The sequence below is a fragment of the Collinsella sp. TF09-1AT genome (assembly GCF_003436895.1).
In the GTDB taxonomy this organism is placed as follows: domain Bacteria; phylum Actinomycetota; class Coriobacteriia; order Coriobacteriales; family Coriobacteriaceae; genus Collinsella.
Window position 1 is genome coordinate 94,942 of the sequence record NZ_QSRC01000009.1, and the last position, 14,596, is coordinate 109,537.

The 14,596-nt window shown below is 54.0% G+C and carries 8 protein-coding genes; 6 read left to right on the forward strand and 2 right to left on the reverse strand.

What is annotated here, in order from left to right; translation table 11 throughout:
* The first annotated feature begins 185 nt into the window (after nt 1-185).
* A complete protein-coding gene (locus tag DXC90_RS08680) occupies nt 186-1,982 on the forward strand; it encodes an AAA family ATPase (RefSeq protein WP_158550253.1) in 1,797 nt (598 codons plus the stop codon).
* Nucleotides 1,983-2,002: 20 nt separating this feature from the next.
* Here DXC90_RS08680 and DXC90_RS08685 read toward each other — a convergent pair whose 3' ends face one another.
* Together DXC90_RS08685 and DXC90_RS08690 are read right to left on the reverse strand one after the other, a co-directional pair.
* Nucleotides 2,003-3,022, reverse strand: coding sequence for a glycosyltransferase (locus tag DXC90_RS08685; protein WP_117735622.1), 1,020 nt, complete (start codon nt 3,020-3,022; stop codon nt 2,003-2,005).
* A 170-nt stretch (nt 3,023-3,192) separates the two neighbouring features.
* Nucleotides 3,193-4,323: an acyltransferase family protein gene (locus DXC90_RS08690; RefSeq protein WP_117735623.1), complete on the reverse strand. Its 1,131-nt coding sequence runs from the start codon at nt 4,321-4,323 to the stop codon at nt 3,193-3,195.
* Nucleotides 4,324-4,434: 111 nt separating this feature from the next.
* On the opposite strand from DXC90_RS08690, the gene DXC90_RS08695 reads away from it, so the two are divergent.
* The 5 genes from DXC90_RS08695 (at nt 4,435) to DXC90_RS08715 (ending at nt 14,562) form a co-directional block, all read left to right on the forward strand.
* On the forward strand, nt 4,435-5,538 hold the full coding sequence (locus DXC90_RS08695) for a glycosyltransferase (protein ID WP_117735624.1): 1,104 nt from the start codon (nt 4,435-4,437) through the stop codon (nt 5,536-5,538).
* A 7-nt stretch (nt 5,539-5,545) separates the two neighbouring features.
* Nucleotides 5,546-6,574 (forward strand): glycosyltransferase, encoded by a 1,029-nt coding sequence (locus DXC90_RS08700; protein WP_158550254.1) that lies wholly within the window; start codon nt 5,546-5,548, stop codon nt 6,572-6,574.
* 34 nt (nt 6,575-6,608) lie between these two features.
* Nucleotides 6,609-7,565: a dTDP-glucose 4,6-dehydratase gene (rfbB, locus tag DXC90_RS08705; RefSeq protein ID WP_117735625.1), complete on the forward strand. Its 957-nt coding sequence runs from the start codon at nt 6,609-6,611 to the stop codon at nt 7,563-7,565.
* A gap of 100 nt (nt 7,566-7,665) precedes the next feature.
* Complete coding sequence (locus tag DXC90_RS08710) at nt 7,666-11,064, forward strand: RICIN domain-containing protein (protein ID WP_117735626.1); 3,399 nt, start codon at nt 7,666-7,668, stop codon at nt 11,062-11,064.
* A 207-nt stretch (nt 11,065-11,271) separates the two neighbouring features.
* The gene (locus DXC90_RS08715; protein ID WP_158550255.1) at nt 11,272-14,562 is read left to right on the forward strand and encodes an RICIN domain-containing protein; all 3,291 of its coding nucleotides are present in this window, start codon (nt 11,272-11,274) and stop codon (nt 14,560-14,562) included.
* Nucleotides 14,563-14,596 lie beyond the last annotated feature (34 nt).

Sequence of the window (14,596 nt, forward strand, 5' to 3'; positions counted from 1 at the left end):
AACTAAAGAGTCGGGACGGGGTCCGGTGCGAATGCATCGGGCCCCGTTTTGTTGTGCAACGATTAGTTATGCCCCCTCACACCTCTTGTTGCTACCGTTGCCCGATATGTTCGCGCGGCGTCGTCGGTACGCGCGAGGCGGTCATTACAATTGGCATCGTGCAGCGATTTAGGGGGAACGTTTTGGTGTCTGAACAGGCAAATGTTGATTGTGCTGCTGGCTTTGGCGTGCGCTTGATCGGCTGTGCCGACGATGCGGCTTTGCCCATTGGCATGCACGACTATGCGGAGGCTCTTGGTTGCTGCACGCTGGTCGACAAGACCATGTTTATTGCCGATGTGTTGGACTGCGACGCGTCCGTTGTGGTGTGCTGTCGACCCGAGGGTTTTGGCAAGAGCATGAACTTGTCGATGCTCAGGGCTTTTCTGGAGCGTCCAGCGGTCGGTCGCACCGGTCGGATCTCGTTTGCCGATGCTCAGATTTGGGATGCGGACGGCGGGCGCTATCGGGATGAGTACGCTTGCTATCCGGTGATATCGCTGGACTTTTCTGGCGCTGCGAGGCGTGGCCCCGCTGTTGCCGGCGTCGTGCGCGATGCCCTTTCGGGCGAGTGCGCTCGCTTGTTGGCGCTCTTGGAGGCTCCGGATTTAGCTCGAGATAAGGTGCGTCACGTCGAACGTGTCGCGCGTGGCGTGGCGAGCGCGGACGAGGTTGACTCGGTGCTCGGTGTGCTCATAGAGCTGCTGGAGATTGCCTACGATGAGCAGGTTGTATTGCTCGTTGATGGGTACGATGGGGCGTGCTCTTGCCGTGCGAGCGCGAGGGACGCTTCCGGCGCCGATCCGGCAGATCTATTCGATCGCGTGCTGTTCGACGCCATTGCTGCTGCGCGCGATTCGTTGCGGCTGACGTGTTTGATGGGGGAGTGTCCCGGCCCTGCCGAAGCGGCGCTTTCTTTGCACTGCTGCTCGTATTGTCTGACGACGCCGCTTTCGACCTGGTGTGACCGTTGGTTCGGCTTTTCGGATGCCGAGGCCGAGGCTCTTTTGAATCATGCTGGGCGCGAGGAATACCTGAATGATGCGCGTGAATGGCTCGAGGGGTATCGGTTTGGCAGGGCCTATTGCTCGAGTCCAGAGCGTGTGATCGGTTTTCTGGGCCGAGGCTGCACGGCGCCTGTGCGTGCCGATCTGTATGGATATGCCGATTGCCTGAGTAGGGTAGTTGCCGGGTGGAATCTCGACCGCCTTTCGGTCTTGTTTGATTTGCTCGAGGCCCATGGGTGCGCTGAGGCCCCGCTTTGTTTGGGCACTGCAGAGCCAGATGTCTCGCCTGACGATGGCATGTGGACAGCGCTGTATCTGTCCGGTTTTCTCACGACGGATATGACTGAGGAGCCAGAGCATGGCGATCGCTTCCGTGCTTTGCGATTGCCCAATAACGAGCTTCGCCAGGCCTTGCGTCTAGTGATTATTGAGTGGTTTGAGTGCGCTGCAGAAGACATTCGAGACGTCGATGCGTTTCGCGACGGGCTGTGCCATGGGAACGAGGATACCGTGAGGCGGGCGCTAAGCCGCATCTTGGGAGATGCGGGAATCGGTGCGACCGACCCAGATACACCGCCGCCATATCACCTACTCTTGCAAGGACTCTGCTTTGGATTGCCGGGCTATGCCAATCCTGCTTCGAGGCGAAAGTGTGGCGCGGATCGCTGGGACATCCAGGTTTTTCCTACGGGCGCCGCGTTCGACATAGCCGATACGATCGGTATGCTCGATGAACGTCCGCTGATAACGATCAACATGATGTACGACCCTGGCGTCGATGCCCTGGGCCTGGAACTGTTGGCGGTTCAGGCGCTGCTCGAAATCGAGCGCAACGGCATCGATGATATCCGCGTGCCGCGACCCGGCGTTGGTCGCATTCGCTGGGGCTTTGGCTTTGACGGGCAGCGTGTGTCCGTGGTGTGCCAGCGGTTATAGGGGATGGCGAAAGCCCTTTACTACTCCGCGTCCTTTAGGGGCGGCATGGGCTTCCAGTTGGGGTCCTTGACGATCTTGCGGGCGTCCTTCATGCCACGGCGCAGCGCCGGAATACCGGTCTTAAAGCACTTGTCAACGGCGGCCAGACGAATGAACTCCTTGCAGAAGGTCGCGGCGTTGCCCAGACGGAACAGCATGGGGTGATAGTCGCCATAGATCTGCATGTAGCGGGCCAGATAACCGCGGTTGCGCATGATGTAGTAGCGATTGGTGTCGCTCGTGGAGTTGAGTTGGCGCTTACCGGCGATGTCCCAGTTAGAGACAGCGCGGGCACGCTTGAGCACCACGTCGGCAACAACGGCGGCGGGGAAGTGCTGGCTGGCTACGTAGCCGTAGCAGGCATCGTCGCCGTAGATAAAGAAGCGCGCGTCGGGCAGGCCAATCTTGTCGACCACGCGGCGCGAGAACATGCCGCCCTCAAAGCACAGTTGGTTCATGGCGCGGTAGCCCTCAGGGCCCAGATCCCACTTGGCGATGGGATTGGGAATGCCGAGCGAAAGGATGAGTTGGTACTGCCAAAAGAAGGCGCCGCCGTCAAAGTCCAAGCGCGAACCCTGGATAACATCGTAGCGGTCGGTCCACCTGGCCAAGCGCTCGATGCCTTCGGGGATGACGAGCACGTCGTCATCCATCACCCAGAACCACTGGGCGCCCAGGTCGTAGGCGCATTTAGTGCCGGCGGAGAAGCCGCCCGCACCGCCGCCGTTTTCGAGCTGCGGGGCGTAGATGACACGGTCGGTGCCGCCCTGCGCGTCGGGCTGCTCGGTGTCGATGCCCCACAGGTTAGCCAGGCGCTCGTTGAATGCGGTGCACATGGCCTCGGTCTCGCGCGAATTTTCGTTATCGACAATCACGATGCGCCAGGGCGTTGCTGTGAGCTCGGTCATGGAGTCGAACAAGTTGGCCAGGAGTTCCTGGCGCTTGTACGTAACGACGACGATGGCGAGCTTGTCGATGGGGGCGGGAAGGGTTGAAGGCATGGGGCAATATATCCTTTCACGCGCGGCGCGCATGCGCTGCACGGAAGCTATCGAATACGTCCTTGGGACTGTCCTATTGTAAAGGCTCGGCGCACCTTGACGGCAAGCTTTGAATAAAACGCAGGAACCTGCCACGGCTGTAGCGGCTTTAGCGTCTGACGGCAGCGTGTCTATTGCCGCTTGAGCTTGCGAGCGATAAAGCTTCTGGCTGCATCGATGATGAGAAGTGCCAGAGCAAAGACGATGCTAATGACGGTACCCGTGAAGATGTATATAGCTACCGGGCTGTTTTGGCTGACCAGTATGTTTGCGAGCAACGTATTGAAGACGGGACGCCACAGGCTACTGGTGAGTGACTGCATCACATAGAAACCAAGCGTGGCGGTCGATAAGGTGACGATGACACCTGCAGTCCGCGGATTGCCTGAGGCACTGCGTCGGGTTGCCGCAAAGAGCAGGCAGGCGGCAGCGAGGGCAAACGAGATCAGCGAGGTCGATTTGTAGGAGAGGATTGTCATCGCTGTGAGGTTGTCGGTGAAGGAGAGTGCTCCTTCCAGGATGATGGTGAGCACCAAAACCGTTACGAGCGAGCGCATGCCCAAGGCGCCCACCCTGTCCGAATCCATGACATCGGTAACGTCGCGGAGCAGTCCGCCGATCAAAAACGCGACTACGTACGTGACGGCGCTCATGAACTTTTGGAGCCAAGAAAACTCGCCGGCGCTTGTCGCACTCATAGCGGCTAAATACCCGTTAACAACAAATGCGAGGATGCCAACGGCGATGACCGTCGCCGTGTAGCTCTTCCGGGGGAGTCGACTCCTTGCTAGTCCAAACCATGGCGCCATGAAGACCGTGGCGGCATAGACCCAAATGAACTCGAGTCCCAGGGTATACCAGTTGTGCGTGTTGAGGGCTACATCAGGAATGGGTGAGACGACCGTGGACCACGCGAGCGCCACGAGGCAATAAAACGCAGTGGGCATAATGACCTTGCCAAGGCGCTGCGCCGTCCGTTGCATTTGCGACTTCCACGTTGCTCCACCGTCCCAAGCACGCGCGGCCGAAGCGATGAGAAAATAGCCCGAGATCATAAAGAAGACCTCGTTGGCCCAGCAGCCAAGCAAGTTAATGAACCCCAGCAGTCCCGAATAGGGGAAGGCGGCGAGCGGTGCATATTCCGGCACGCTGATGCAGACGGCCTGGAAGGTCCACTGAAACGTGTGGAATACCGCGATGCCAGCGACCGCTACCAAGCGCAGCGCTTCGATGGATATGTTGCGTGCGGCTTTGGGCTGCATGACGTCCTTTCGTATTGGTTTGCCTCTGCGAGCTCCATAGATTATATAAACGTCCGCGGGCGGGACGACCCTTTGATACCATTAACGGCAGGTAATTCCTAAGGAGCATAATTGTCTACTAATTCCTCTGGCAGCCCTGTCCTGTCGCTGCTTATTCCCATCTACAACGTTGAGCGCTACCTGCGCGAGTGCCTCGATTCCGCCGTGGCGCAGACGCTCAAGGATATTGAGATCATCTGCATTAACGACGGGTCGACCGACAACTCGCCGGCGATTATCCGCGAGTATATGGAGCGCGATGGGCGCGTCAAGATGATCGACAAGGCCAACAGCGGCTACGGCGACTCGATGAACCACGGTCTGGAGATGGCGCGTGGCAAGTACGTTGGCATCTTGGAGTCCGATGACTTTATGGCGTCCGACGCACTCGAAAAGCTTGTCTCGGCCGCCGATACCAATAATGCCGACTTTGCGAAGGCGAACTTTGACCTGTATTGGTCGAAGCCGGAGGAGCGCCGAGAGCTGATGGAACTCTTTAAGGCTAAGGATTGCAACAAGCCGGTGTGCCCGAGTGATACCGTTGACGCCTTTTCGCTTAAGCCGTCGATTTGGTCTGCGGTGTATCGTCGCGAGTTCTTGAATCGTAATGGCGTCCGATTCTTGCCGACGCCTGGGGCCGCGTTTCAGGATGCCTCGTTTACCTTTAAGGTGCTTGCCCTTTCCGATACGGCGGTTTACCTGCATGACTCCGTGCTTTCATATCGCCAGGATAACGAGGGGTCTTCGGTCAATTCTCCTAATAAGGTTCATTGCGTTAATGATGAGTACGCCGAAATTCATCGCTGGATTGTTGAGGATTACGCCGAGTCGCACTCTTCGCAGGATGTTGCCAAGCTGCTTAGGTTTGCAAATATCATTAAATACGATTCGTATATGTGGAGCTACATTCGCCTGAATCCCAAGTTTTACGCTGAGTTTTTGGACCGTATGGCCCAAGAGTTCCATGGGGCGCTTGAGGCTCATGAGTTTGAGCTAACGGACCTTAAGCCGTGGAAGCGCGCAAACCTGAAGGCTATTGTCGACGACCCGCAAAAGTGGCTGGCAGAGTCTTCGGACTTTGCCGGTGCCGGCGCGATGTGTCGCGCGAAGCATTATGCGCGTGTTGGTGGCCCGGGCGTGGTTGTGGCATTCGTCCTAGATGCAATTAAGAAATAGGGGAGTTATGGTAAACCCGAAGGTCACATTTATCGTCCCTGTTTATAACACCCATGAATTCCTGCCTCGTTGTTTTGACTCCCTTTTGAATCAGACTTGTCCAGATATTGAGATTATTGTCGTGAACGATGGCTCACCGGATGGCTCCGCAGCGATTATTGATGAATATGCTCGAATGGATTCTCGCGTGCGCGTTGTCGAGAAGTCTAACGGGGGGCTGTCATCTGCCCGTAATGCCGGCATGGATGTTGCGCGTGGCGCCATTATCGATTTCGTTGACTCGGATGATTACGTCGAGCCTAATCTTGCCGAATTCTTGGTTGGTACGTTTGCCGAGAAGCATCCGGAGATTGTTGTGTTTGGAGCTGAGTGCGAGCCTGCTGAACTGGCCTCTAAGCGCATCCAGCAGCTTCTTTCTCCTGAGGCGTGCGTGTTTGAGTCGTTTGATTCGGCGCTGCTGTTTTCTGCGAATGCGCAGCCCTATGTCTGGCGTGCGGCTTATTCTCGTGAGCTGATTGAGCGTGAGTCTTTGCGTTTTGCCGAAAATGTCCGGTTTGCCGAGGACGTTGTGTTTCAGTTTGAATCGTATCCGCTGTCTGCCAGGACGGTCCTTGCACCTGATCGGCTATATCACTATGTGATGCAGGAGAAGTCGCTGACGCATACGTTCAATGCGGGCGTCAAGCGCATGGACAAGGTCGGTGCCCATTTACTGGTGCTTCACGAAGTGCTGGAGCGCTGGGGTAGGCGAGGTCTTTTAGACCTGTGCCCCGGAGAGCTTGTCACGTGGTTCTTGGATTTGGTCGTGTTTGACCTTGCACGATTGGATGTCGAGAATTATGCCGCGGCTGTTGCGAGCGCTAAAGGCGAGTTCCTGCAGTACTTTGGTTCCAGCTGGACGGATCTTCCTTCTGCTACTGTCGTGCGCAACGTGGCAAGAAAAATCGCAGCCGGCGCGGGCGTTTCTCTCATCGACGTCGTTCGCCTCTATCTGTCGACCCGTGGGCTGAAGGCTTGCATCGAGCGGTTTGTTTAGGGGTCAACTATCATGGCTTGGGAGTGCTGCGCGTATGGGATCTGATTATAAGAACATCCTGGTTACGGGTGGTTGTGGTTTTTGCGGTTCGGCGTTTGTTCGCTATGTCGTGAGCAACGTTCCGAATGCACACGTCACTGTCTTGGATAAGCTGACCTATGCCGCTAATCCTGACAGCATTGCCGGGCTTCCGGAGGACAGGGTTGAGCTCGTTGTTGGCGACATTTGCGATTTGGATCTGCTTGATCGATTGGTTCCCGGGCACGATGCAATTATTCACTATGCCGCTGAGTCCCATAATGACAATTCGATTGTCGATCCTAGCCCGTTTATAAAAACGAATGTCGAGGGCACATACCAACTCTTGGAAGCCGCTCGTAAGCATCAAGTTAGGTTTCATCACATTTCGACTGATGAGGTGTTTGGAGACCTGGCGCTTGATGACCCCGTCAAGTTTACTGAGGATTTTCCCTATCGCCCGAGTAGTCCCTATTCAAGCTCCAAAGCGGCAGCGGACATGCTTGTGAGAGCTTGGATTCGCACCTATGGTCTGCAGGCAACAATTTCTAATTGCTGTAATAACTATGGTCCATATCAGCACCCCGAGAAGTTCATTCCGCATTCGATTGCATGCGTCCGGCGCGGGGAGCGTCCCAAATTGTACGGGGACGGTCTGAACGTACGCGATTGGATTCATGTCGATGACCACGCTCGCGCCGTTTGGCTCATCTTGACCAAAGGGAAGATCGGGGAGACCTATCTTGTCGGAGCCAATTGCGAGCGCAGCAATCTCGAAGTTCTCAAGCTCATTCTTAAAGCAATGGGCAAAGACGAAGACTTTATTGACTGCGTTAAGGACCGTCCCGGCCATGATCGACGATACGCCATAGACGCTAGCAAGCTCCGCCGCGAGATTGGTTGGGCGCCGATCCATGGTGACTTTGCAGCAGAGATTTCGCGATTGTGCCACAGCAACATGCTTTTAACCTGATTAGCCTTTCGGGGTTAAGCTGTTGCTGCTCACGAATCTCTCGACGATGGGGCGCGCTTCTTGGCATAGAGTGTAAGCAACCGTATGAAAGGGGACAGACATGGGCAATCGAAAAGCTATGTTTGCTTCGGTGTTTATCGTGCTTCTGTTGGGAATATGTCTCGTTCCCGCATTTGCTGAAGACAACGTGGCTACCGGCCAAGATACAAATGCCTCCATGGCTGCAGACCAGTTTAACGAGTCCGAGCTCGTTACCAACGAAGCTATGTGCGTGGACAACACGTTCGATTCGAATGCATCGGATTCGACTGATGCTGTGAAACCGGAAAAGTCCAAGTCTGTCTATGATTTTGCTTCCGAGCACGTCGACGACCTTGCGGATGGGTTGTACACTTTTGACTCTTCGGTTAACAGCAATTATGTACTGGATGTTCCTGGTGGTACGGCGTCCGCGGGTAGAAAGCTGCAGCTGTACAGTGGGAACAAGACGAATGCTCAGGTCTGGCGTGTGTCTCACGATCAGAATGGCTTTGTTGTCATTGCTTCTGTCAAGGGTTGCACGCTTGATGTTCCCGGCGGCAGCGCGAGCAATAGAAATCCCGTTCAGCTTTGGTCCGATAACGGCACCCTTGCGCAGCGTTGGATTGCAATTAAAGAGGACGATGGCAGCTACACCTTTATTTCGGCGCTCAACCAGTCGTTTGCCATTGACGTGGCGGGTGGAGCTGCCGCAAATGGCTCTGCCGTGCAGTTGTATGAGGCAAATGGTACGGCTGCTCAGCGATGGGTGCTAACGCCTGCCAAAACTGAGCAGCAGCAACTCGATGATCGGGCGGCGGCGCATCTCGCTGACCTTCCCGATGGAACATATGCTGTGTTGGCTTCGAACGACTCGTTTGCTCTGAAGTCGGCTAGTGGCTCTTTGTCATTCGATACGTTTGCTTACTCTTGGATTCAAACGTTCGATGTCTCAACTACGTCGGACGGGTATCGCACCATTGCGATTCATGGTGCTGGTGCGGTTCTGGATGCGGCGGGCGGCAAAGACGCCAACGGCACGAAGCTGCAGACCTATGCCGCTAATGGAACCAAGACCCAAAAGTGGATCATCGAGAAAGACGGCGAGCGCTATCGGATTGTGTCGGGCTTGAACGGACAAAAGGTCGCCGACGTCCCCGGTGGCTCTATAGCATCTGGTGCTGGACTTCAGCTGTATAGTGCAAATGGAACGGCTGCCCAATCCTTCTACTTTGTGGATCCGACGGCTGTACGTTCCGAGCTCGATAAGCTCGCTTCCGATAACCGAGAAGTTGTCAAAGATGGGGACTTTGCGATAACTGCCGGTCCGGATTTGTCTCGAATGGTTCTCGATGTTGTCGGCGGCTCTGCTTCTAACGGTGCAAACGTGCAGATCTATCAATCGAATACGACTGCCGCTCAGCGTTGGCGTGTTTCGCATGACGATGACGGCTATCTCACGATAACGAATGTAAAGTCTGGCAAAGCACTTGATGTTTCCGCGGGTTCAACTTCTCTGGGAACGAACGTCCAGCAGTACGCGGCTTGTGGCGATGCGAACTATGCACAAAAGTGGATTGCGGTACCGAATGGCGATGGAAGCGTTCGACTTCTTTCTGCTGTTTGGCAACTGCGCACGCTTGACGTTGCCGGTGGCTCTCTGAACTCTCAGACAAACGTGCAACTATATGCTTCGAATGGAACTGCCGCGCAGCGCTTCACTTTTATTGCCGCAAACCCTGCGTCAGTTGACCCGTGCGATGACATTTTGAAAGACAAGGGTTGGTGCGTTATTTCGCCCTCCTCAAATGCCTCTGTTGCCTTTGACGTTGCTGGTGGATCATTGAAGAACGGGGGCAACGTTCAGACATATTCCTGCAATGGCACGCTGTCCCAGTTATTTAAGGCTGAGTATCGAGACGGTTACTATGTTCTGCGTAATGCTGGTTCCGGTAAGGTGCTCGATGTTGCAGCGGGCGACGTTGTCCCCGGGACGAATGTCCAGCAGTGGGATGAAAGCCCCAACGACAATCAGCTCTTTAGCGTCGTAGCCAATGAAGACGGAAGCTATTCGTTTATCAATAAGGGCACAGGGCTCATGCTCGCGGTATCCGGTTCAAATCTGGTCGCTGCTACGGCGGGAGATTCCGTCCAGACGTCGTTTGTTTTTGCTGAGCAAGAAGACCTGCTGAGCGAAGGCCTTTATGAAATCTATCCGTCTGCAAATTCCTCCTATGTGCTTGATGTCACGGGTGCATCTGTTGACTCCGGCGCTAACGTTCAGCTCTACGCCAGCAATGGTTCCTTCGCCCAAAAATGGCTGCTTAAAAAGGTGGATGGAGCGAAGAATACCTATACGTTTGAATCCGTTTGCTCAACTAACAGACTTGCTGTTTCCGGTACCAATGTTTGCACGATGGCACCGGCAGATGTGAAGGCGCAGCAATGGGTGGCGCGAATCGATAGCAATGGTATCGAGTTTTTGTCTGCGGATGACCAAGACCTTTCGCTTGATGTGAAGGGCGGTAATTTCGCATCGACTTCCAACGTTCAAGTCCACTCCTCCAATGGTTCTGCTGCGCAGAGATTCCGCCTGCGCGCTACTTCGGCAACCATCGCCAATGGTACGTATTTCATCCGAATGGCTTCTCGCGCGGGTTCGGTCTTAGATGTTTCTGGCGGATCGCACTCGGACGGTGCAAACGTTCAGATTTGGCAGAACAACGATTCGGGTGCTCAAAAATGGAACTTCTCTCGTAACGGTGATGGCTCATACAACATCGTAAATGCCGCCAGTGGCAAGGCTCTTGATGTAAAAGACGGTGCTGCATCTTCTGGAACCAATATCCAACAATGGTCCAGGAACGGAAGTGCTGCTCAGCGTTGGTATATCGATTATGTACCAGGTGGATTTAAGTTGTCTTCCGCTCTGAATGGAGCGTTCGTTATCGATGCTTCTGAAGGTAACAATGCGAATGGAACGAACGTTGCTCTGTACGCAAGTAACGATTCAGGGGCGCAGCGGTTTACCTTCGGAGCTACTACGTACGTGCAGCCGCTGCCTGCCGACCAGCAGGCAATGTATAACCGTGCACAGTGGTATAACAGCAACACGGAATGGCTAATTTTGACTGATACCGTTGGATGCCGTACGGGTATTTTTAGGGGCTCTCGTGGTAATTGGAGGCTCTGGTCCTTCTGGCAGTGTGCTCCAGGCAAAAATGGGTCGCCAACGGTGTTGGGTGAGTTCTCTGTTTACGGAAAGGGCATTTCGTTTGGACACGGGTATACCTGCTGGTACTACACACAGTTCTACGGAGATTATCTATTCCATTCGCAGCCTTGTTATACGGGAACGTTTAATGTGAAGGATCACACAATGGGGCGGCGTGCTTCGGCAGGTTGTATCAGGCTTACAACTGATCACGCTAAATGGATCTATGACAACATCCCCTACGGAACCAAAGTGGTCAATTACTAATCCTTGTCATGGGGCGGCTCGCAGTTTGTGAGCCGCCTTTTTTGCTCAAATGGTTGCATGTCGCGCTGAACAGCGATTAAATGAACCAAACATGTAAACATTTTCATCGCAGGCATTATCGCATGCTTCGATAATAGGGATATGCGTTTGCCTGAGGTTTCAATGCGTTGTGTTTGTTCGTGTTGGCAAGATCGTCTGGGGGATGTTATGCGTCATAAAAAACGCGTTTGCGCTCTATTACGAGTTGGATTATTCCTGGGGTTGCTTCTGGCTTTACCCCTCGTTCTCAAATCGGGCTCGACTGCTTTTGCTGAAGAATCTTCCGCTAGTCCTGTCGTTGAAGAATCTGAACAAACAAAGGACGGGATTAATTCCGAGCAGATCCAGTCTTCGAACGATTCAGTCCAAGACACTATCGCGAACGAAAGCGACACAGTTAAAGAATCTGACTCTTCTACCACGGCTTCTGATCCTTCTAAGTACGCGGCACTTGATGCCGGTACGTATTTTCTTACCTCGACTTTGTCGGGGCATCGAGTGCTCGATGTTCCAGGCGGTTCGGTGAGCGCCGGCGCTGCGATACAGTTGTATGGTAGAAATGAGACGGCTGCACAGCAGTTTGCCCTTGTTGATCTTGGCAGCCGTCAATACGCTTTTAAGAACATTAAGTCGGGGTTGTACCTTTGCTACCCAAACGACGTCTCTCGTTTCACGGACCATCCGCGTCTTACACAGAATACTGGCGATGATGGCGCTTGGGGCTTTGCATGGCATGCTCGACAGGTTGACGGTGGATATGTCTTTTCGCCTGTCGTCGATGATGATTTTGCCATCGACATCGCTGGCGCCAGCGATTCCAACGGAACAGAAATCCGTCTCTATCAATCCAACGAATCCGTTGCTCAGACGTTTACGCTCGAGAAGCCCAAGGCTGCCATCCTCGCCGAGCTTGCAGCTGCCCACGCATCCGACCTCGCTGACGGTACCTACTATATTCGCTCGGCAAAAAGTTCCTGGCAGACGCTTGATGTTGCGGGCGGATCTAGGTCATCGGGTGCGAATGTCCAAGTATATGCTCTCAACGCCACAGGTGCACAAACGTGGACCGTTTCTCATGACCAAAATGGCTTTGTCACATTAACCAACAGTGGTTCCGGTCTTGTTCTTGATGTTTCTGGTGGAAGCGCTCAATCTGGAACGAATGTTCAGCAATACGCGTCAAATGGTTCTGCGGCGCAAAAATGGATTGCCGTTAAGGATGGGGGCTCCATCAAGCTGGTGTCTGCGCTTGATCCGTCGATCTGCCTTGATATCGCCGGCGGTAATACAAGTAACGGCACGAACGTGCGAACTTGGTCGGATAATGGCACGATTGCTCAACGTTGGACATTATTCAATTTAGACGTTCAGCGCGAACAACTGGATGCACTTGCCCAGCAAAATGCTGGCAATATTGCTGATGGACGCTATGTCTTGGCGCTCGGCGTCGGAGGAGCTAAGGTTCTGGACGTGAACGGTAGCTCTAAAGTCAACGGCGGCAACGTTCAGTCGTATGTGTCGAATATGACAGCGGCTCAACAGTGGGATATTTCGCACGATGAACTCGGCTATTTGATTATCAAAAACGTTTCCTCTGGCAAGGTGCTTGATATTGCGGGCGGTTCTTGTACGTTGGGAACCAATATTCAACAGTATTCATCCAATGGATCGCGTGCCCAGCGCTGGATCGCCGTTCCCTCGGTGCCTGGTGGTTCGTTCCGGTTGCAGTCCGCGGTTCTGCCCGATCTTGTTCTAGATGTTGCAGGCGGATCTTCCTCGAATGGTGCCAATATTCAAACATATGCGAGCAACGGTACCGCCGCCCAAAACGTTCGTTTTGTATCGGCCGTTCCCGATGTAGCCCCGTCCGACGATCTTGGTTTGGACGGCTGGTTCACTATTTCGCTGGCATCGGATTCATCTCGTGTGTTTGATATCTCCGGAGGGTCCTCTTCTAACGGGGCAAACGTCCAGACTTATGCTGCTAATGGCACGTTTGCTCAGGTCTTTAAATATGTATATGAGAATGGCTACTATCGAATCGTGAACGCCCAGTCTGGTAAGGCTCTCGATGTCGATGGTGGCAATGTGTGCCCTGGAACAAATGTTCACCAATGGAGCGGTGACGGCAATAACGCAAATCAGCTGTTTTCCATTGTTCGTAACGACGACGGTTCCTATACGGCAACGAATAAAGCAACCGGATTGGTCCTAAGTGTTGCCAACTCTAATGTGTACGGAGATATCCCGTCTGATTCCGCGTCGCAGCGTCTTGCTTTTACAAAGCTGACTTCGCTTTTGCCCGAGGGCTTCTTTACCATTTCGAGCTCTGCTTCCTCCTCTGCTGTTTTGGACGTTGCGGGCGGCTCGGCCAGTGATGGCGCTAACGTTCAGCTCTATGGAAGCAACAAGTCGATTGCTCAGAAGTGGAAAGTCGCCAAGGTCGCCGACCGCGATAATACGTATACCGTTGAAAGCCTGGTGTCTGGCAAGGTCTTAACGGCAGATGAAGATGGCAACGTCTGCGTCCGATCTTTTGATAATAGCGATGCTCAACTTTGGACCGCTCAGATTGACAAGGGCGGTGTCAACTTCGTTAACGTTGCAACCGATAAGGTCCTCGATGCCGTAGGTGGCTCAACAAGCAACGGAACTAATATTAGGATGTATGATTCTAACGGCACAGCGGCTCAGTCTTTTAAACTGTCTGCCTGCTCGTTAGTTGACTCGGGTACCTATACCATTGCTGCTTCTTCTAACCGATCCAAGGTGTTGGATGTGGCGAGCGGTTCTCGTTCCAACGGTGCCAACGTTCAGCTTTGGTCCTCCAATGGTTCTGGCGCTCAAAAATGGAACGTCAGCGTTAACTCGGATGGAACCGTTTCGATTCAAAACTGCCGAAGCAAAAAATATCTCGATGTCCTGAATGCTCAGGGTGCTTCGGGTGCTAACGTTCAGCAGTGGCAGGGGAATGGAAGCTCCGCTCAGCGCTGGCGTGTTGACTACGTAGGCGGCGGCTCCTTTGTCATTCGTTCTGCGCTTAACGACTCGCTCGTTTTGGACGTGAACGGAGGCGCGCTTAATGATGGAGCCAATATCCAGATTTACGCTGCTAATGGCTCCGACGCGCAGGGATTCTACTTTGCCCAGACGAGCTATACGCCCGAGGCAGTAGATCTGGCTGTCCCAGTTTACAATCAGTACTCCGTTGGTCTCCCCAACGGCTGTGAATCGGCGGCTCTGACCAACGTCCTTAACTATTACGGTTTTGGCGTTGGTCCGTGCGAGATGGCCGATCGATGGATCCCCCGTAGCTCCTGGGACTTTGTCTGGTGCTTCTGGGGAGACCCCCACAGCTATAACAACGGTAACGAGATCTGCGCTCCTGGACTCAATAGGGCTGCCAATAATTTCCTAGCAAGTAGGGGTAGCAACCTGCGTTCGTACGACGTGGGTTGATTTCCGATCTCAGCCGAACACATTGAGCAAATAG

Bases quoted from the DNA above. Each gene is read 5' to 3' on its own strand.
- rfbB (WP_117735625.1), top strand. From the start codon at position 6,609: ATGGGATCTGATTATAAGAACATCCTGGTTACGGGTGGTTGTGGTTTT.
- DXC90_RS08715 (WP_158550255.1), top strand. From the start codon at position 11,272: ATGCGTCATAAAAAACGCGTTTGCGCTCTATTACGAGTTGGATTATTC.
- DXC90_RS08700 (WP_158550254.1), top strand. From the start codon at position 5,546: ATGGTAAACCCGAAGGTCACATTTATCGTCCCTGTTTATAACACCCAT.
- DXC90_RS08690 (WP_117735623.1), bottom strand. From the start codon at position 4,323: ATGCAGCCCAAAGCCGCACGCAACATATCCATCGAAGCGCTGCGCTTG.
- DXC90_RS08685 (WP_117735622.1), bottom strand. From the start codon at position 3,022: ATGCCTTCAACCCTTCCCGCCCCCATCGACAAGCTCGCCATCGTCGTC.
- DXC90_RS08710 (WP_117735626.1), top strand. From the start codon at position 7,666: ATGGGCAATCGAAAAGCTATGTTTGCTTCGGTGTTTATCGTGCTTCTG.